General features: G+C 39.9%; 18 protein-coding genes. 9 read left to right on the top strand and 9 right to left on the bottom strand.

Annotation, left to right across the window (positions count from 1 at the left end):
* Positions 1-23: 23 nt before the first annotated feature.
* Genes EMIN_RS00260 through EMIN_RS00250 form a run of 3 tightly spaced genes read right to left on the bottom strand, consistent with a single transcriptional unit; the run spans position 24 to position 4,396 of the window.
* Positions 24-1,247, bottom strand: a complete 1,224-nt coding sequence (locus EMIN_RS00260; RefSeq protein ID WP_012414233.1) for an HD domain-containing phosphohydrolase — start codon at positions 1,245-1,247, stop codon at positions 24-26.
* On the bottom strand, positions 1,213-2,433 hold the full coding sequence (locus EMIN_RS00255) for a 4Fe-4S dicluster domain-containing protein (RefSeq protein ID WP_012414232.1): 1,221 nt from the start codon (positions 2,431-2,433) through the stop codon (positions 1,213-1,215). Before EMIN_RS00255 ends, EMIN_RS00260 begins: the two co-directional genes overlap by 35 nt.
* Positions 2,426-4,396: an FAD-binding oxidoreductase gene (locus tag EMIN_RS00250; RefSeq protein WP_012414231.1), complete on the bottom strand. Its 1,971-nt coding sequence runs from the start codon at positions 4,394-4,396 to the stop codon at positions 2,426-2,428. Before EMIN_RS00250 ends, EMIN_RS00255 begins: the two co-directional genes overlap by 8 nt.
* A 192-nt stretch (positions 4,397-4,588) precedes the next feature.
* On the opposite strand from EMIN_RS00250, the gene EMIN_RS00245 reads away from it, so the two are divergent.
* Positions 4,589-5,452 carry a DUF4912 domain-containing protein gene (locus tag EMIN_RS00245; protein WP_041691216.1) on the top strand — a complete coding sequence of 288 codons (864 nt, stop codon included), beginning with the start codon at positions 4,589-4,591 and terminating at the stop codon, positions 5,450-5,452.
* Between the two features lie 2 nt (positions 5,453-5,454).
* Positions 5,455-7,068 (top strand): glycoside hydrolase family 57 protein, encoded by a 1,614-nt coding sequence (locus EMIN_RS00240; RefSeq protein ID WP_012414230.1) that lies wholly within the window; start codon positions 5,455-5,457, stop codon positions 7,066-7,068.
* Positions 7,069-7,126: 58 nt separating this feature from the next.
* On the opposite strand, the gene EMIN_RS00235 is transcribed toward EMIN_RS00240, so the two are convergent.
* Complete coding sequence (locus tag EMIN_RS00235) at positions 7,127-8,731, bottom strand: metallopeptidase TldD-related protein (RefSeq protein WP_012414229.1); 1,605 nt, start codon at positions 8,729-8,731, stop codon at positions 7,127-7,129.
* Positions 8,731-10,401, bottom strand: a complete 1,671-nt coding sequence (locus EMIN_RS00230) for a TldD/PmbA family protein (RefSeq protein WP_012414228.1) — start codon at positions 10,399-10,401, stop codon at positions 8,731-8,733. The genes EMIN_RS00235 and EMIN_RS00230 overlap by 1 nt, the downstream gene beginning before the upstream one ends.
* Positions 10,402-10,548: 147 nt before the next feature.
* On the opposite strand from EMIN_RS00230, the gene EMIN_RS00225 reads away from it, so the two are divergent.
* From EMIN_RS00225 to EMIN_RS00195, 7 genes are all read left to right on the top strand, one after another.
* Positions 10,549-11,178 (top strand): DUF47 domain-containing protein, encoded by a 630-nt coding sequence (locus tag EMIN_RS00225; RefSeq protein WP_012414227.1) that lies wholly within the window; start codon positions 10,549-10,551, stop codon positions 11,176-11,178.
* An 8-nt stretch (positions 11,179-11,186) separates the two neighbouring features.
* Positions 11,187-12,182 (top strand): inorganic phosphate transporter, encoded by a 996-nt coding sequence (locus EMIN_RS00220; RefSeq protein WP_012414226.1) that lies wholly within the window; start codon positions 11,187-11,189, stop codon positions 12,180-12,182.
* Between the two features lie 100 nt (positions 12,183-12,282).
* Positions 12,283-13,473, top strand: a complete 1,191-nt coding sequence (xseA, locus tag EMIN_RS00215; RefSeq protein ID WP_012414225.1) for an exodeoxyribonuclease VII large subunit — start codon at positions 12,283-12,285, stop codon at positions 13,471-13,473.
* A complete protein-coding gene (locus EMIN_RS00210) occupies positions 13,473-13,913 on the top strand; it encodes a hypothetical protein (RefSeq protein ID WP_012414224.1) in 441 nt (146 codons plus the stop codon). The genes xseA and EMIN_RS00210 overlap by 1 nt, the downstream gene beginning before the upstream one ends.
* 3 nt (positions 13,914-13,916) lie before the next feature.
* Positions 13,917-14,387: a hypothetical protein gene (locus EMIN_RS00205; RefSeq protein ID WP_012414223.1), complete on the top strand. Its 471-nt coding sequence runs from the start codon at positions 13,917-13,919 to the stop codon at positions 14,385-14,387.
* Positions 14,388-14,394: 7 nt separating this feature from the next.
* Complete coding sequence (gene xseB / locus EMIN_RS00200; protein ID WP_012414222.1) at positions 14,395-14,622, top strand: exodeoxyribonuclease VII small subunit; 228 nt, start codon at positions 14,395-14,397, stop codon at positions 14,620-14,622.
* Complete coding sequence (locus EMIN_RS00195) at positions 14,609-15,385, top strand: TlyA family RNA methyltransferase (protein WP_012414221.1); 777 nt, start codon at positions 14,609-14,611, stop codon at positions 15,383-15,385. Before xseB ends, EMIN_RS00195 begins: the two co-directional genes overlap by 14 nt.
* Before the next feature lie 427 nt (positions 15,386-15,812).
* On the opposite strand, the gene EMIN_RS00190 is transcribed toward EMIN_RS00195, so the two are convergent.
* From EMIN_RS00190 to EMIN_RS00175, 4 genes are read right to left on the bottom strand one after another with little or no spacing between them, the layout of a single operon-like run.
* Positions 15,813-17,240: a UDP-N-acetylmuramate--L-alanine ligase gene (locus EMIN_RS00190; protein ID WP_012414220.1), complete on the bottom strand. Its 1,428-nt coding sequence runs from the start codon at positions 17,238-17,240 to the stop codon at positions 15,813-15,815.
* A 23-nt stretch (positions 17,241-17,263) separates the two neighbouring features.
* Positions 17,264-17,920, bottom strand: a complete 657-nt coding sequence (locus EMIN_RS00185) for a 4-hydroxy-tetrahydrodipicolinate reductase (RefSeq protein ID WP_012414219.1) — start codon at positions 17,918-17,920, stop codon at positions 17,264-17,266.
* Positions 17,920-18,798 carry an aspartate-semialdehyde dehydrogenase gene (locus EMIN_RS00180; RefSeq protein ID WP_012414218.1) on the bottom strand — a complete coding sequence of 293 codons (879 nt, stop codon included), beginning with the start codon at positions 18,796-18,798 and terminating at the stop codon, positions 17,920-17,922. The genes EMIN_RS00185 and EMIN_RS00180 overlap by 1 nt, the downstream gene beginning before the upstream one ends.
* Positions 18,795-19,526 (bottom strand): amino acid kinase family protein, encoded by a 732-nt coding sequence (locus tag EMIN_RS00175; RefSeq protein WP_012414217.1) that lies wholly within the window; start codon positions 19,524-19,526, stop codon positions 18,795-18,797. Before EMIN_RS00175 ends, EMIN_RS00180 begins: the two co-directional genes overlap by 4 nt.
* Positions 19,527-19,542 lie beyond the last annotated feature (16 nt).

Raw genomic sequence — 19,542 nt, 5'->3', positions numbered from 1 at the left:
AGGTGAATGTCATTTATTATAAATTAAAATTTTGTTGTATTAACTTTAGTGGTGTTTGAAACAATGCGAAGCCTGTTTTTATCATGGGTTTTAACCGTTTTAAAAAATGAGTCGTCCGGAATTACACTTTTATCATCGCCGCTGTAGATTTTTTTGACTGAAGGAAAGATTTTTTTAAAAGCCTCTATAATACGCGGGTCAAAAGATTCGCCGCTTTCCTCAAGCATATACTCATACGCTTTTTCGGGCGTCCATGCCGCTTTGTAAATACGCTGCATGCAAAGAGCGTCAAAAACGTCGGCCACGCTTACTATTCGCGCTTCTAAGGGAATTTCTTCGCCCGCCAGGCCTTTGGGATAGCCTTTTCCGTTCCATTTTTCATGATGGGAAAGCGCTATTTTATGCGCCATTTTTAACACTTTGGAATGCGCGCCCTCCAAAATGCGGCCGCCGTAAATTGTGTGGGCTTTCATAATTTCGTATTCCTGATCCGTAAGTTTTGCGGGTTTTAGCAAAATATTATCCGCCAAAGCTACTTTACCGATATCGTGCAAAGGACTCGCGTTTTTAATAAGGTTGCATCTTTCTTTTGCCAAGCCCAAACTTAAAGCCAGTAAATATGAAATTATGCTTATATTTCTTAAATGTTCTTTAGTATCACGCTGGTCCCTGTATTCGGCGGTAATGGCCAGGCGGTAAATAGTTTCCAGCTGGGATATATTTAAATCCTGGTAAAGCCGGGCTATTTCTATAGCGCTTGAAGCAAGCGTTGAAAGCAGCATTAAAAGGCCTTCGTCTTTATTATCAAACACGGTGCCGTCTTTTTTATTAGCAACCTGGAAAACGCCTAATACTTTGCCCGTATTGTTTTTAAGGGGAACCGCGAGCATGTTAACGGTTTTAAAATCCGTAACCATGTCAAGTTCTATGGAAAACCTGGGGTCCTCATAAGCATTTGTTATATTTACGCTTGTGCCCGAAGCGGCAACATACGCTATTATATTTTTGCTGTTTAAGGGAATTCTTATTTCGGTATGATCAAGCCCTTTGCCCTGCGCTATTTTGGACCAAAGCTCACCGTACTCAACGTCTTTTAGAAAAATTGTGCACTGCCCGACATTTAGGTTTTTTGTAATATGATTGCCTATAATATCTAAAAGTTCGTCTAAGCGAAACTCGGTTGATACCTGTTTACCGAATTCTACCAGAAGATTAAGCTGCTCTTCCGCCGTAAGTTTTGCCGCCATATAAATCTCCAATATAAACGACCTTAACCTTAGCATAATATTTTTTTACATGCTTGTTAAGAATAATTTTCTGTTCCAAGCTGGGACACACCAAAATATCAGCCTGGGCGGAAGCTATAAACTTTATTTTGTTTTCCAAAAAAATCTTATTTTCTTTGGGTTTTATATGCCCGTAACCAAGCAGAGCCAAGGGATAAGCCTCGCCTTGCCACCCGGGCAAATAGTTGGCCCCGTATATATTTTTAAGCATATCTTCACTCGTTTTAAAAAGCTCTTTCTCAGCTGAAAATACGCTTGTTTTTGTAAGCAAAACTTTATCTTGGGATTTTAAAGCTGTTGGTTTTTGCGCGGGCAAAACATCCGCCAGGTAAAAAACATTTAGGGCAAACTTCTTGGCTTTTTCTTCCAAAGGCGTTAATTTAAATAACTGCGGGTATTTTTTAAAAAAATTATAAAGCTCCAAAGAGTCGGTAACAATTTTTTTGCCTTCCATTTTTTTATCAAAATAAAAACCAATCAAGGCTTCGGCTTCTTTCCTTGCTTGCGGCAATGGCCCGTAAACATAATTATACATACCGCATTCCTTATAAAAAACCGCTATTTTGCCAAAAATATCATTTAAATTTTTAAATGCGTTAAAACCGCTTTTAGTTTCTTTGTATTTAGCTTCATAGGAAGGCACAAACAGTACTTGGTCCGGCCCTGTAAGCGGCGTTAAAGCGCTTTTTTTGATTTTTCTTTTAAGAGAAAACGGCGTTAATTTGCCAAACGCTTTTTTAAATCTTACGCTAAAAGACAATTCGCGCCGGCCCAAAGCTCTTTCAAGTTCCAGCACATGGTCATGCGTGGGAACTTTAGCGAAACATTCGCGCGTGCAGGAACCGCAAAGCATACAGGTAAGGCAAACTTCTTTCAATTCTTTTGTGTTCTGTTTTAAACTTATTTTGCCTTCCATTATATAGCGGGCTAAAAGATTCCTTGCTCGTGGGCCGCGGTCTTCCCTGTTTTGGGTCAGCTGAAACGGGCACACCCTGCTGCAATAAGCGCATTTATTACATTGGCTTACGCTGTCATAAATATTTTTTTCGCCCAAACCGGTGCAAAGAATATGCTGATGCATTTCTTCCTGCCCGTAGTTAAAAAGAAACCGCTGCGGCGGCGTTTTGTAATAAATGTCCCTATTCATCAAAAGTTCCTTCAAATTTATTGTTTTTATCAACAGTCTGTTTTATTCTTTGGTAAAAAGGGTTTTCAGCAAGCGTTTTTTGCTGTGTTACAGCGGCCTTTTTTTCAGAAAATATTCTAAAAGTAAGTTCGGTAACCGCGCCGAAAGCGCCTTGTGATCCCGCAAAAAGCCTGGCCAAATTATATCCCGCGCTGTTTTTAACAAACTTGCCGCCGTAATTTATAATTTCACCCTCAGCAAGCACGGCCTGCATACCTGTAACATAGGAGTTAAATTCATTACATAACCCCTGCGCGAACAGGCCGCCCACGCTGCCTTTGTATTTAGGCAGCGCGGCATAAAGTTTTTTAGCCGAAAGTTCTTTAATAACATCAGTGACTTTAGCGCCTGCCTGCACGGTAATTGTATAGTTTTTGATATCAACATCTAAAATTTTGTTTATGTTTTTTAAAGAAACTTTCGCTCTGTCCGTTTTAATTTTATTTGAGTTTAAACCTTGTATTTTAACACTGCGCGCGGCGGCAATGACGGCGGACAAATCCTTAATTTCTTTTGCCGCTTCTTTAACAGCGCTTTCTTTATCCGTTACGGGAAAAATTTTATCGGGATTGCATACCCCTTCCGGGTCCAAAGCGTTTTTAAGTTTTTTAAAAAAAGCAATTTCCGCAGCTCCGTACATAAAAGACATGGCCGAACGTTTTTCAATGCCCACGCCGTGCTCGCCTGAAATAGTGCCGCCTAAATCTGTGCAGACTTTAAGCATTTCTTTACCCGCTTTTACAACAATGTTTGTTTCCTGCTTGCTGCGCTGGTCAAAAACCACGTTCGGATGCAGGTTGCCGTCCCCGGCGTGAAAAAATAAACCCGCCGTAATGGAATTTGTTTCGCAAATTTCCCTTGTTTTTTTTATAGCCTCAGGCAAAACGGCGCGGGGCACGGTGCCGTCTTCAACAAAAACGTTGGGGGCAAGCCTTGCCATCGCGGCGTAACCGCCGCTTCGCCCCTTCCAAAGAGCCTGCCGTTTTTCCTCATTTTCAGCGATAATAATTTTTTTGCAGTTATGTTCCCTGCAAACGGCTTCTATTTCCTTAATTTCTTTTGCAGCTTTTCTGGCTGTTCCGTCCGTTTCTATAAGAAGAAGGGCTTCCGTATCCGTAGGATAACCGCTTTTACTGAAAGCCTCAACCGCAGCTGTAGTGGTTTTATCCATGGCCTCTATACACCTTGGCACTATTCCGCGCGCGGTAATGGCCGCGACCGCGTCCATAGATTCGTCCACACTGTCAAAAGCGGCAAGCATGGTTTTTATAAAATAGTCTTTTTTAGAAATTTTGAGCCAAAGTTTTGTTATAACCCCCAAAGTTCCTTCCGAACCTATTATAAAACCCAAAAAATCAGGCCCTTTGTCCTTATTGGAAAGGGTTACAACTTCTCCAAACGGGGTAATAATTTCCGCCTTTATAATATGTTCCCTTGTGGCGCCGTATTTTAAACCTTTGGCTCCGCCGGCGTTTAAAGCGGCGTTACCCCCTAAAGTACAAATTTTTTGGCTGGCGGGGTCGGGCAGGTATTCGTAACCCAAAGAATTAAGTAAATTGTTTAAATCCTCATTAACAACACAACATTCAACTTCGGCAAATTCTTCTTGGGTATCAACTCTTATAATTTTATTAAGCCCCATTAAGTGAAGCACAACGCCGCCTTTTAAAGCCACGCAGCCGCCCACATGGTTTGTAGCCGCCGCGCGCGGAACAAAAGGAACTGAGTATTTATTTAAAGTTTTTATTACGAAAGGGAGTTCGTTAGTATTGTTAATTAAAAGCACGGCATCGGGCCTGGTTCTACCCAAACTACAGTCAAAAGAATGAAGAGAAAGGGAAATTTCATCACTAAGAACTCGGGTTTCCCCTAATATTTCAATAATTTCTTTGCGCGCTTTAAAAAATTTATCCCTTGTAAACATATTTAAATTATATCTTTTTAAAAGTTTTTAAGCGGATTTTTTGCCAGTGCCACATATTAAAACATAAAAAAAAGCGGGAGGGAAAAGGCAAAAATAAAGTAAAAAAAGACAAACAAAAAATTTGTGCCTTTTTACGTACCTTTTTTCACAATACAAAATGGTATAATATTAAAGAATAGAACAGGGGGCGTTATGGATACAAGAAATTACAACTCCACTTCATTTATAAAAGTGGAAAACAAAGAAAAAAAAGAAGCTGAGTTGCAGCTTCCTTCCGGTTACGGAAAAACAGAGGCTTTTTTGCTGCCTAAAGACCCTGCCTGGATGTTCTTATTTTGGGAAATAACAGGCTCAACTTATGATTATATTAAAAGCCAAAACGGGTTTGATATTTTTGACAAAGCAAAACAAATAGTAAGACTTCATGACACTACAGACGTTAATTTTGACGGGTTTAACTCAAACGGGTATTCAGATGTGCAAATAGCGTTTTCCTCAAATTCCTGGTATTTGGCGGTGCCAAATCCGGGCCGCTGTTATACGGCTGATTTAGGGCTGCTTTCACTCGAAGGTAAATTTATTTTAATAGCCCGCAGCAACCCCGTTACGGTGCCTTCCGGCCGAATAAGCGACGTGATTGACGAAAAATGGATGGTTGTTGAAGGAGATTTCCAAAAAATGCTTGCCATGTCCGGCGCGCAGTATATAGGCATGGGAGCGAGCGAGCTTTCACACATGATAAGCGAAAGGCTTAAATATTTAACTTCGCTTCCTTCCTCTTATATGTCTTCAAACAAAAGTTCTAAAGAATTTTTTCAAAACACCGTTAGTGAGGATGAAGACATTTGGCTTAAAGCGGATTGTGAAATTATAATTTACGGTTCCGCCAGCCCGGGGTGCACGGTTAAAATTAACGGGAAAGAAATTGAACTTAAAAACGGTTCTTTCTCAATAAGGCAAAGTTTGCAAAAAGGCGACATGGTTAACCTGCCCATAACCGCCGAAAAAGGCAAAAACAAAAGAAGCTTAAAAATTAAAGCGGAAAGGGAGGATTAATTATGGAAGAAAAAGGTTATTTAGCTTTAGTCCTTCACGCGCATTTGCCGTTTATCAAACACCCGGAATATCCTGACTTTTTGGAAGAAGACTGGTTTTTCGAAGCGATGGTTGAAACATACCTTCCGCTTTTAAATATGTATGAAAAGTTAACTGCTGAAGGTGTTGATTTCAGAATAACAATGTCCTTAACGCCGCCGCTTTGCGCTATGATGAGCGACCCGCTTTTAATAAGCCGCTTCAGATATTACCTTAACGCCAGAATAGAATTAAGCCAAAAAGAGCTTGTGCGCACAAAAAACACAGAGTTCCAGTATGTGGCGCAAATGTACGCAGATAAATTTGCAAGATTTAAAGATTTGTTCGAAAACTATTACCACGGCAATATTTTGGAAGGTTTTAAAAAATTCCAAGATATGGGCAAATTAGAAATTATAACCTGCTGCGCTACGCACGGCTATTTGCCTCTGCAGGTGCATAAGGAAAGCGTTAACGCACAAATTAAACTGGCGGCGGACGATTATAAAAAACGCTTCGGCAGGCAGGCAAGAGGTATTTGGTTGGCAGAATGCGCTTATAACCCAGGCGACGATAGGTTTTTAAAAGCCAATGGCATAAGGTACTTTTTTACAGAAACGCACGGCATTTTACACGGTGTTCCACGCCCTAAATACGGTATTTACGCGCCGGTTTACACGCCCAGCGGAGTAGGCGTTTTCGCAAGGGATATGGAAAGCGCCCAGCAGGTCTGGAGCGCGGAGTCCGGCTACCCAGGCGACCAGTCTTACAGAGAATTTTACCGTGATTTAGGCTATGACCTTGATTATGATTACATTAAGCCATACCTTCACAGCGACGGCGTGCGCAGAAATATAGGCATGAAATACCACCGTATTACAGGCAAAGTTTCTTTAAGCCAAAAAGACACTTATTACCCTTCGGACGCGAAAAGTAAAGCCGCAGAACACGCGGGCAACTTTATGTTTAACCGCCAGAAACAAATTGAGTACCTATCCACTTTAATGGACAGAAAACCTTTGGTAGTTTCAATGTATGACGCCGAGCTTTACGGCCACTGGTGGTATGAAGGCGTTGATTTCCTTGAATATCTGTTTAAAAAACTGCATTATGACCAAAGTGACATTAAGCTTATAACACCTTCGGAATATTTATCTAAATATCCGGAAAACCAGGTTGTTGGGCCCAGCGCGTCCTCATGGGGCGACAAGGGGTACAACGATGTTTGGCTTAACAGCGGTAATGACTGGGTTTACAGGCACCTTATTAAAGCGGCTGAACGCATGATGGAAATGGCTAATTACTACCCTAACGCGGAAGGCCTTCTGAAAAGAGCCTTAAACCAATGCGCCAGAGAGCTTGTGCTTATGCAATCCTCCGACTGGGCGTTTTTAATGACGGTAGGCACCGCGCAGCAGTATTCGACAAAGCGCACAAAAGAACATATACAGCGCTTTAATGAATTATACGAGCAAATTAAAAACAACAGAATCGACGAAGCTTATATCTACGGACTTGAAACAAAGGACAGTATTTTCCCTGAGATTGACTACAAGGTTTATATGTCTGAACTTAAAGATAAAGCTTTAGCTTCCTAACAAAACAAATAAAAAAGCCCCGCAAAATTTGCGGGGCTTTTTTATTTGTAAAAACAATTTACGGCCTAGAAACAAGCGGTTTACGCACGGGCTTTTCATCAATAGGGCTGATTTCCATTTCCGAAATAATTACCGACGGAGCTATAAGGCTGCCTCTGTAAAAATTGTATACATCAATATCATCGCCCGCGTAAATAATGTCTCTTAAAGCGCGGGGGGTATTGTTCATCATTCTAGCCCCGTAGGCTACTTCTTCTCTTCCGTCGTTTGTATATATCTTATATACAGTAAAATTATTGCCAAGGCCGCCTTTAGCCATTAGGCAATATTCCAATTCCTGCTTAGCGCATTCTTCCCTTAATTTGCTTTTTAACTCATTATAAGGAATGGTTTTTAACGGGGTAAAAAAGATATTGCTTGTTAAAGCGGAGGGAAACTTTTCCATCCCTCTCTTTTTGCCGTGCCCCGTAGAGCCTTTTTGGCCTTTAATTAAACTTCTTGTCGTTAAAAAATTAACCAGCTTGCCGTGTTTAACAATATCAACCTTTTGCGCTTTTACGCCTTCGTCGTCAACCCTGTAATATCCGGATAAAGCCGCGCCTTTGTATTCTTTAGCCAAAGGATTGTCCGTAACGTCAAAAATATTACTTATAACTTTTAGCCCCAGGCGGTCTTTAAACTCCCCGGCGTTTGTAAAAGTTCCTTTATCGGAGTATTCAGGTTTTATTTTTTCAATATTATAAACAAATAAATTCATAAAAAACTCGGCCGCGGCGTATTTATACAATAATATGGGACCTATATACGGCTCGGCCTTTACGGCCTTTGACTGCGCCGCCGTATCGGAGGCAAATTCTTTTACCGTTTCCATAAGTTTATCTGACGGCGGAAAATCTGTTACCAAAGCGAAGTTTTTTTCAAAAGAATTTTCCAGTAAAAACCCGTCCGCCGCCCTTACGGAAGACTCAACGGATAATATTATTTCTACCGGATTGTTATAATAGCTGCTTCCCAAATTATCCAAATAATATTTATTTTCATTGTTATATATTATTCTAACCACAAATTTTTCAATCTCGGGGTATTTCAAGCCGATAGCCGAAAGTTGCTTGCTTAAAGCCTCAAAATACTCTTTGTCGAATTTTTCGGTATTTTTTTCTTCCTTTAAATTTACCTTTGCCGCGGGGGAAAAATCATCATAATAATCAGTAATATTTTTTTGCTTCATAAATCCTTTTTTCTTGGAAAGGGTTTCCAGCGCTTCCTTATACACATTGTCCGTTTCCTGCCACAATGCCGCTCTTATGGTGCCGTACCCGTCGCCGGGGGTTTGGTAGGCCGGATAATCCGAATCAAAAAAAGATACTTTAAAATTGCTGTTATCAAATTTATAGTCACCAACTCTTATACTTACTTCTATATCTTTGTATTTTGGCGTTACAGAGGAAACTAAAGCCCCTAAAGAAGCCGTTATTTTAACCGATTCGCTGTCTTTAAAATAATAAGCTATATAATAAGGTTTATCAAAGCCCTTCATTTTGAGTTCTTTTTTTGCCCGGTTCATTTCATCTTGCATGGCTTTTGTAACAACATTATAATCAACCGTCGCGTAGGAGGCTAAAGAAAAGAACGCTAAGGAAATTAAAAAAATTATCTTTTTCATTAATTTTTACCCCCTGTAGGATTTTTAAGTATAGGAAGGCTGTAGGAGTCTTTTGCTATTTTTTCAACTTCCAGCTCTCCTATCAATATACTCGGCGATACGGCCGATACGGGCACCCAGCCAGATTCCGCCCCGCAAGTCCCGTTAAATACGCCGTCGTCATCAGCGGCGGCAAGAATTTTATTAAAGCTAAGTAAAGGCGTGCCCACAACGCTTACGCCCCGGACAAGCTCGTCCTCCCTGTCATCGGGGTAAACCTTATAAACTAAAGAAATATCTACTTTAAAAGATTGTGGAGCGTATCTGTCTATTGCGGTAAGCCCGCCCGAAGTATCTTCTATAATAAGGCCGTAGGGTTTGTTTTGCCTTTTTATTTCTTCTTTAAGTTTTTGCTTAAGTTCTTCAAAAGACACGGGGTCTTTCGCTTTTACTATTGTATTGCCCATGCGCGCGACTGTGCGGCGCCCCAGCGCTTTGCGCCCGTGCCCGTTGGATTCCTCAAAATTCTTTATAGGACTTCTGCCCATAAAAAAACCTTTTAAAACGCCGTCTTCTATAACAACGGCTTTTTTGGCGGCAACGCCGTCATCATCATATTTATAATAACCTCTTAACGGGGTGCCGTTAAAATGTGAAAGGGTCGGGTCGTCATAAACGCTTATTACGGGAGAAACTATTTGTTCATTAATTTTTTTGGTAAAGGTTTGTCCGAAACTTTCACTTTTTTGCCTATGGCCTTCTACCCTGTGGCCCAGTATCTCGTGAAAGAAAACGCCGCTGGCTTTGTTTTTAAGTATAACGGGGCCGGTAAACGGTTCCACCACGGGGGCGTTTCTTAATTTTTTTAAAATTTCAATATCTCTTTTAATATCCGCGGCAATAATGTCTTTACCGGCCAAATCACCCACGTTAAAACCGTCATAAGAGTTTGAAACATTTAAAACCATGCCGTCTTCATTACGGGTGGATATATTGTAAAACAAGCGTACAAGAGCGTTGCCTTCTACTATATTGCTGCCCTCGCTGGTTACTAAATATCTGTTTGTAACATTGGAGGAAAAAGTAACCTCCGAGTTTAAAATGAAGTCATGCCCTTTCATTAAAGAAGAAAGCTCTTTAACTTTTTCACTAATAGCTTTAGTGTCTATTAATTGCGGTTTTACAGGTTCGTAGAAATCAACTTTTTTTACCGGTTTTGAAAAATCGGCGGAATCATCTTCGCTTTTTGTTTTAACGGCGGCGTTTGTTTTTACCTTTAGAAACCTGTCCTGCTCCATTTTAACAGCTTCTTCCGTAGCTCTCCATATAACATTTTTTATAGCCTTTTCGTTATCTTCAAGCGGCATGCTGTATGTTTGCAGAGCCAAAGCGTTATCATAAGAACCTTTAAATTCATGCGTATTATCCAATTTGCGGCTGCCCACGCGGACGTCTGCGTTAAGCCCTCTGGAGCGGAGAGTATTGTCTATAACAATATCCCCCAAAGAAGCGGAAATTATATACTTTTCACTGTCTTCCGCATAATAGGACATATAATATACAGGGGGCGACTGCTTTTTAAGCACTTTAAAGCTGCGGTCAAGCTCCCCCCTCATGGAATTTAATAAGATATCTTGTGAAAAGGCCGCCGCCGGGATACATAATATAAGTAAAAAAAGCGTTTTTTTCATATTTCCCCCAATATTATAAAGAAAATCAAGCCGTTAGAAATAAAAAGACGGTTTGTTTTGTATAAAAATACTTAACATCATTGTAGCAAATAGTGTATAATAAAGGAGAATACAAAGGATAAAATAATAAGAAGAAAGGAGAATTATATGGCTTTTAGCCTAATGCCAAAAACTACGGAGTTTTTTGATTTGTTCGACATGCAGGCCGAGAACTTAGTACAAGGTTCACGGCTTTTTTTGGAAATTGTAAACGAAAAAAAGTTTGAAGATGTATCAGCGGAAAGAATGCACGCCCTTGAACACAAAGGCGATGAAATAAACCACAAAATCGTCAATGTGTTAAATGAAACTTTTGTAACCCCCTTTGACAGGGAAGACATTCTTGCCCTTGCGGGAAATATGGACAATATTATCGACGCTATGTATCTTATTACAAAACGTCTTTCCATATATAAAATTAAAGAAACAACCCCGGAACTTAAACAATACGCCGTTTTGCTTGAAAAAAGCGTACTTACCCTGCAAAAAATGGTTAAAACCATGAGACTCGGCAGCAAAGCGATGAAAGAAACCCTTAAATACTGTGTAGAAATCAACAGACTTGAAAACGAAGGCGACGCTTTAAGAGATAAAGCTATAACCCACTTGTTTGAAGAGTCAAAAGATCCTATTTTTATAATAAAATGGAAAGAAATCTACGAAGCTGCTGAAAGCGCCACCGACATGTGTGAGTTTGTGGCCAATACTGTTGAAACCATTTTAGTTAAAAATAACTAAGGCTTAATATGACAGCTTTAATGGTTTGGATTATATTTTTAGTTGTGTTGGCTTTGTTTTTTGATTATCTTAATGGATTTCATGACGCGGCCAACTCTATAGCTACTATTGTAGCAACGCGTGTTTTGTCGCCCAAGTATGCAGTAATTTGGGCGGCTTTTTTTAACTTCGTCGCTTTTGCCGTATTTGGCACGCACGTAGCCGGAACTATAGGTAAAGGGATAGTTGATATTAATGTAATTGACTCATTTATAATATTCGGCGCTTTAATGGGCGCCTGCTTATGGAACTTAATTACCTGGTGGCTGGGATTGCCTACAAGCTCCTCACACGCTTTGATAGGCGGCCTTATAGGTTCGGCTTTAGTAAAAGCTGGCCCCTCCTCTTTGGTAAAAGCCGGTATAGCGAAAACGGTTGCATTTATATTTGTTTCCCCGATATTAGGCTTGCTTTTAAGTACTGTTATAGGGCTTGTATTATTTCACCTGCTTAAAAGGCAAAACCCTTTTAAAATGGACTATTTCTTTAGAAAGGGCCAGCTTTTCAGCGCTGCTTTCTACAGCTTGGGACACGGCGGTAACGACGCCCAAAAAACAATGGGTATTATTACCGGGCTTTTGTTTAGCGCGGGTATACTTCACGGGGAATTCCATGTACCTTTGTGGATAGTGCTTTCTTGCCATGCGGCAATTGCACTGGGTACCTTGTCCGGCGGTTGGAGAATTGTAAAAACTATGGGGCAAAAGATAACAAGGCTTACCCCTGTTGACGGCTTTTGCGCGGAAACAGGCGCGGCGATATCTTTGGCAATAGCTTCAGGATTCGGTATTCCCGTAAGTACAACGCACACCATTACAGGCGCTATTGTAGGCGTAGGCATGCTTAAAAGGAAGTCCGCAGTACGATGGGGCGTAGCCAGCAGAATTGTATGGGCCTGGTTCATAACAATACCGGCGGCGGCGTTTATATCGGCTGTTTCTTATTACATGGTAACGTTTTTTTAAAACAAAAACAGAATATAAAAAACCCCGGGGTTTTACACCCGGGGTTTTTTATTTACATTAACTTAAATTTATTCCTATTAAATTTTAATAGAATATAAATATGTCAGAATTCGGCAATAAAATTTTTACCGTTACAGAAATAAGCTCATCCATAAAGGAAATGCTTGAAGGCGTGCTTAACGACGTGCGCGTGGAAGGGGAAATAAGCGGCCTTAAAAAAGCGGCAAGCGGGCACATTTATTTTGATATTAAAGATGAAAACGCCCTTATAAGCGCTGTTTTATTTAAAGGCTACGCCCTTAGAACAGCCGACCTTAAAGACGGGCTTAAAGTGCTTGTACGCGGCGACCTTTCTTGCTATATCAAACAGGGCAGATACCAAATAATAGTAAAAAGCCTTGTGCCCACAAGCGTGGGGGATTTGTATTTGGAATTTGAAAGACTTAAACAAAAGCTTGCCGCCGAAGGTATTTTTGACGAAGAACGCAAACGTCCTTTGCCGGAGTTCGCTTCAAGAATAGGAGTTGTAACTTCACCCACAGGGGCGGCTTTACAAGATATTTTGAGCGTGCTTAAAAGAAGAAGCCCAAATTTAGAAGTAATTATTTCACCTTCGCTTGTGCAGGGGCAGGAAGCTCCCGCCCAAATAGTAAAAGCTATTGAACGGCTTAATAAAATAAACCCCGCGCCTGATGTTATTTTAGTGGGGCGAGGCGGCGGAAGCATGGAAGACCTTTGGTGTTTTAATGATGAAGCCGTAGCCAGGGCAATTTATAAATCCAAGATACCCGTGGTTTCCTGCGTGGGGCATGAAACGGACTTTACTATTGCCGACTTTGCGTCCGACCTGCGCGCGCCTACGCCAAGCGCCGCGGCCGAAATTGTGGCGCAAAACAGCGCCGGCGTGGCAAATTACGTAACCCAGCTTGTTAAACGTATGATTAACACGCAAAACCTGCTTATTTCTTTAGCTCAAAACAGGTTAAACATTGCCATGTCTAACAAATTTTTAAAAGACCCTCTTTTTTACCTAAACCAGCGCGAGCAGGAAACCGACGATTTAACCGCGCTTCTTGACAGGGCATTTAAAGATAAAATTAAAGCAGCGGATAATGCCCTTTCAATGCTTACGCATAAACTTAACGCTTTAAGCCCCGGGGCTGTTTTAAAAAGAGGTTTTAGTATTGTAAGAAAACAAGGCCGCCCGGTAAAAAATGCCGAAGAAGTAAATAAAGGCGATATTTTAGATATAGAACTTTATAAAGGAAATATACAAACGGAGAAGATTTAATGCAAAAATATACTTATTTAAAAGCTGCTTCAATATGCACTTTTATTGAAATGCTGTTTTTATGTGTTCTTGTTTATGCTTTTATTAAAAATGCCATAACTCTTAATCTTTTTATCTTAGCCGTGTTGTCCGTATCTGTAATATTCGGGGTTATATTATCTTATGTAACGCTAAGAATAAATAAAAAAAACAAAGCGATATTTAAAACCTGGCGGGCAGAAAAAGCAAAGGTTATTAACATAGCAAAAAAAGGAGTTAGGTATTACGCTATAGCTAAAGAAAAAAGCGGCGGCAATTTTTACAGAAGCAAGGCCGTGTTTTTTGACATAAGCAAACTTATAGCGCAGGGCAGTGAGGTTACTGTTTATTTCAACCCGCAAAGAGAAGACGACTACTTTTTAGATTTGACAAAATTTTTGCCACAACAAAACGGAAAATAAAATATGAAAGGTTATCCTTATAAAACAACTCTAGGCGCCGTAATTATTTTACAAATTATAATATTTGCATGCGCCGCCATTGCCGTTTTATTAATAGGGTCTAAAAATATAAATCCCGTAACGGCAGTTATATTTTTAGCCGTTATGACGGTTATAGAAATACCCGTGTTATTTTTAATAAAAAGCGTTTTAAAAACAATAGAAACGAATAAAAAATTAAAAACATGGACTTTAGAAAAAGGGAAAATAATAAGAATTGATGAAAACGCCGCCGCTTACGCCACAATATACCGTCTGGAAGTTTCTTTAAAAAACAAAGAAACCGTTTACAGCAATTATTTTAACTTTGACCCCCATGAGTTTCTGGAAGACAAAACTATAGACGTATACGTTAATCCGCAAAACGATAAAGAAACTTTTGTAGACACAAGAGCTGTTTTTGAGCGCGCGGGAAGAGAATCTTATATAGCATAGAGGATTTATGAAAGAACAATCATTTGAAGCTAACCTTAAAAAGTTAGAAAAAATAGTAGCTCAATTAGAAGACGAAAAAACTGATTTAGACAAATCAGCCGAGCTTTTTGAGGAAGGCTCCGCCTTGGCGGCGGAACTGTCGGCCAAATTGAAAACTATTAAATTTAAAGTAAGCGAAATAAAAGAAAAACAGGGCGACCTTTTTACGGAAGAAATAAATAATGATGACGAGTAACCCTAAAAAACCGCGTTTGGATATGGAGCTTATAGCCCAGGGATTTTTTAAATCCCGCACGCGCGCGCAGGCAAGCATTATGGCGGGCGAAGTGCTTGTTAACGGCACCGTGGAATACGGCGCGGACAGAAAAATAAAACCTGAGGATATTATTACCTTAAAAGAAAAGTCCTGCCCTTACGTATCTCGCGGCGGACTGAAATTAGAACACGCTTTAAAAGAATTTAAAATTGAAGTTAACGGTAAAATCTGCGCCGATATCGGCGTAGCCACGGGCGGGTTTAGCCATTGTTTTTTAAAACTTGGGGCAAAAAAAGTTTACGGCGTTGACGTGGGCAAAGGCCAGCTGGCCAGTGAAGTGGCGGCTTATAAAAACTTTATTTTCAAAAATGAAACCAACGCCAGGTTTATGTCGGCCGATATGTTTGATGATAAGTTTGAAGTAGCGGCTGTGGATGTTTCTTTTATATCTTTAAAAATGATTTTAGAGCCGCTTTTAAAATGCATGTCCGCCGAAGCGCATTTAGCTGTTTTAATTAAACCGCAATTTGAGTTAACCCCAAAACAAGTGCCCGGCGGCATAGTAAAAACAGAAGAGAACAGACAGCTTGCCATAAAAAGCGTGCGTGATTTTTTTAATGAAAACCTTGCCAAAAAATATAACGCCCAAAGTTTGGATTTAATTGAAAGCCCTATTAAAGGCACTCACGGAAATATTGAATATTTGTGGCATATTAAAAAAACGCCGGGGCCTTCTTTTTAGGAATTCTGATAGGGATAAAACACAAAGAGCATACGATGGCATACAGCACGACATTTTGCACTAAAGCGACAAAAAACAAGAATATAACAGATACAACTTGTATTCTTGCAAACATTAAAAAAATAAATCGTCCTGCCTTTTGAAGTATGTCGGTTAAAGAAAATATTTTTTAATTCTATTAATATATAAATAAAAATATTTATCTAAACCCATATAACAAAGTTTTTTTAAATTGTATCCATCATATCCAATCTTATAAACTGTTCCGTTTAATATCTTGCCTAGAAACAGTCCATAAAAAGACAAAATGCACTAAGTCAAAAATCTACGCATAAAAAACTCCAAACAATATCTTTTGCATTCCGGTTAAAAACCCGGGCGTCTGCAACAGTTAAAGCGGAAAAATTCCGAAAACAGTTTTTTATATTTAGATTTTAACGGTTTTGTGATTTTTTAAACAGCAGTTGCCTATCATACATTCCGGGCAGGCTGATTTTTTATAACTGGTTTCAACCGCTTTTAAAATGCTTTTGGCAAAGCCGGTAAGAGACGGGTCTCTCGCGCCCATTACAATAATAATGTCGCCTTCTTTTGCTTCGGCGGCTATTTCTTTGGCTATTTCTTCACGGCAGGAATTAAATTTTACATTAGCGCAGCCTGATTTTAACAACCCTTTTACAATCGTTTCAGCCGTAACGTTTTGCGGTATTGTGCCGCCCGGGTAATAGGCTTCGGTCATCCAAAGTTTATCTTGCGGTCTTAAAGTAGCGCAAATATTTTCAATAAACTCGGAGGTTAACAATTGAATGGAAGCAAATGAATGGGGCTGAAAGTAAGCAAGCACTCTTTTACCGCGCAGTTGGGTCGCTTTTACGGCGGCTTTTATTTTATGCGGGTTATGGGCAAAATCATCAATAACTTCAATTTTATTAAAAACGCCCACGCTGTTAAAACGGCGGTAAACGCCTTTAAATTTTTCCAAAGCAGCCGCGATAACGTTTAAAGGAACTCCCAGCTCTTTGGCTACGGCTATTGCCGCCACGGCGTTTTTTATATTATGTTCACCGGGCGTATTAATATGCATTTTAACGCCGTCTATAAAAAATGTTGAGCCAAAACCGTCCATTAAAATATTTTCGGCTCTAGTATCTCCTTCTTCAAGGCCGAAGGTTTTAAAACCTTTAAACTGTTCTTTTAAACCTTCTTCATCAGCGTTATATAAAAATTGTTTGCATTGGGAAGAAAACGTATTAAAAAAGCCTTTTAAAATATCAAGCTCTTTATGGTCTTTTTGTATGTTTAAACAAACGCCTATTTCGGGGCTGTAATTTACTAAAGAGCCGTCACTCTCGTCGGCTTCAATAATTAAAATATCGCCCGCGCCTCTGTAAACATTGCCGTAAAAACCTTTTTCCTGCAAAGCCAAAAGAGTTGCGCCCGTTATTACAGAAGGGCTTAAATCGGCTTCAACTAAAATATCATAAAGTATGGCTGTGGTAGTGCTTTTGCCGCTTGTGCCGGAAATAGCTATTGTTCTGTTTTGCGCGACATGGGTTGCAAGCAAAGCCGCGCGGTGCATAATGTTTATACCCAAAGATTTCGCTTTTACGAGTTCAACATTATCTTCTTCAATAGCTGTTGTAACAACAACTAATTCCGTTTCTTTTGTGATTCCGCTGCCGTTTTGCGCAAGAATATTTACGCCCAAAGCGCGGAGCGAATTAAAAACAGGTAAATCAACAAGGCCTTTATTTATCAAACGATCGGAGCCGGTAACCTTATCGCCCCCCATCGCGTGAAGCTGGGCAAGAGCGCTCATTCCTATGCCGCCAATGCCGATAAAATGTATGTTCACGGTAGTTTCCTTAAAAAGTAAAATTATTTGTTTTCAACGTAATTTCTCATATTGTAAAAACCGGGTTTTTGTTTAACCAGCCAGGCGGCTATTAAAACCGCGCTTTCGGCAAAAAGTTCCCTTTTTTTAGCAACGTGCGAAAGAATTATTTCCTCATAATCTGAAGACAGCGTTAGGGTATGCGTTCCCACAACTTCGCCTTCCCTTTTAGCCGTAATTTCCCCAACGGGAAAATTAAGCGACGCCGCTATATTTTTGGCCGTGCCTGAGGGAGCATCCACCTTATGCACATGGTGTATTTCTTCCAACTTCCTGTTATACCCGCGGTATAAATTCTGCGCGTATTTTAAAATTTCCGTAAACATATAAACGCCTATGCTTACATTTGGTGAAAAGAAAACGGGAATACTTGTTTCTTTTTTTAAGTCGCTAATAAATTCAGCCGCAAGGTTAGTTGTTCCCGTTAAATAAGCGGCTTTGTTTTTTTTCGCTATTTCAAAAGCTTCTTTGGCGCCTTCGGGCAAAGAAAAATCTATAACAACGTCAAAAGGGTTTTTAACTTCTTCTCCAACTTCCCTTAAAACGGATATTTCCAGGCCTAACTCCGGGCTGTTCTTAATTATGGCGGCTATCATAGCCCCCATTTTGCCCTTGGCACCGTTAATTAAAACTTTCTTCATTAAACAAGCCCTTGTTTTACGATATATTCAACAATCTGCGCGCCGTTTAAAGCGGCTCCTTTTAAAATATTATCGAAAGTCGTAAAGAAATGTAAAACTTTTTTGTCATACATATCCTGCCTTAAACGGCAGATAAAAACCTCATCTTTACCCGAAACTTCTTTCGGCGTAAAAATATTTTCACCGTAAATAATGCCGGGGTATGTACCTAAAAGCATTTTTGTTTCAACTAAATCAAAATCTTCTTCCGCACGGAGCGTTATTCCCAAACTGTGTGAGTTGTCAACAAAAACTCTTACCGTGTGGGGATATACCGTAAGCTGCGGCATTTGAAGTATTTTTCTGGCTTCATAAACTGTTTTTAATTCTTCGCTTGAGTAGCCGGTATCTAAAATGCTGCCGATTTGAGGCATACAGTTTTTATTATAAATTGAATCGGGTTTATTAGCTTCTTCAACTAATTTTTTGCCGCCGCCGCTTAAAGCCTGGTAAGAGCAGAAAAAAACTTCTTTTATTTTGTACTTCTTACCTAAAGCGTGTAAGGCCATTGCGATAGGAGTTACGGTACAGTTGGGGCTAGCTATAAGCTGCGTTTCTTTTGTAATTGTTTCAGGGTTTATTTCCGGTATAACTAAAGGAACGCCGGATTTCATACGAAACTCGCTAGACATATCCACAATAAACTTAGCTTTGTCTTTCAGCGCCTCAACAAGCTGCACGCTGTCAACATTATCCGTACATAAAACAGCAATATCTAAGTCTGTTAAAGCGTCTTTTCTGCCAAACTCTTTAATCTCAATATTTTGAACTTTCAAAAGACACTTTCTAAGTGTCTGTCCTACTAACCCGTTTATTCCAATAATGCCAACTTTTATCATTTGATCACCGTTCCTACTTTGCCGTCTTTATAATAAACAATTTCTATTTTAACGTTTTTTTCTTTTGCCAGTTTAACAGCGTCGGGGTGCAAAATATTCGCGCCCTCTAAGGCAAGTTTATACATAACGTCAAAATCTATCAAATCTAATTTTTGCGCGTCTTCGTGTTTGTTAGGGTCTTTATCATAAACGCCCGTAACGTCTTTTATCATGGCTACGCTGTTGCCGCCAAGTTCGCTTGCTAAAAATACCGCCGACACGTCCGACCCTCCGCGTTTTAAAGTTGTAATTTCTTTATTCTCGCCGATGCCCTGGAAACCAGCCACTATAGGCACATTGCCTGAGGCTATTTCTTTAAAAAGTCTGTCGCTTTTAAGGGCTAAAATGTCCGCGCCGCTGTGCTGGCTTGTTGTTACAAGACCTATTTGTGAACCTGTTAAGGAAACCGAGTTTACGCCGCGCGCTCTTAACGCTATGGAAAGAAGGGCAACGCTTATTCTTTCACCCGTGGTAATTAGCATGTCAAGTTCGCGTTTGTCAGGATTTTCGGAAAGGCTGTATGCGTTATCTAGCAAAATGTCCGTCATGTTTCCGTTGGCGGAAGCTACTATAACAGGTTTTTTTCCGTTTTCAATTCTATTTTTAATTAAATCTACCGCTAAAAGGATTTTTTCTTTATTTGCTAAAGTGTTACCGCCAAATTTCATAACAACGACGTTTTCATTCATATGATTTCCTTGTGTA

The sequence above is a fragment of the Elusimicrobium minutum Pei191 genome, assembly GCF_000020145.1.
Taxonomy (GTDB): Bacteria; Elusimicrobiota; Elusimicrobia; order Elusimicrobiales; family Elusimicrobiaceae; genus Elusimicrobium; species Elusimicrobium minutum.
Note: the sequence above shows the minus strand (reverse complement) of the source record. Positions and strands in the feature narration are given on the sequence as shown.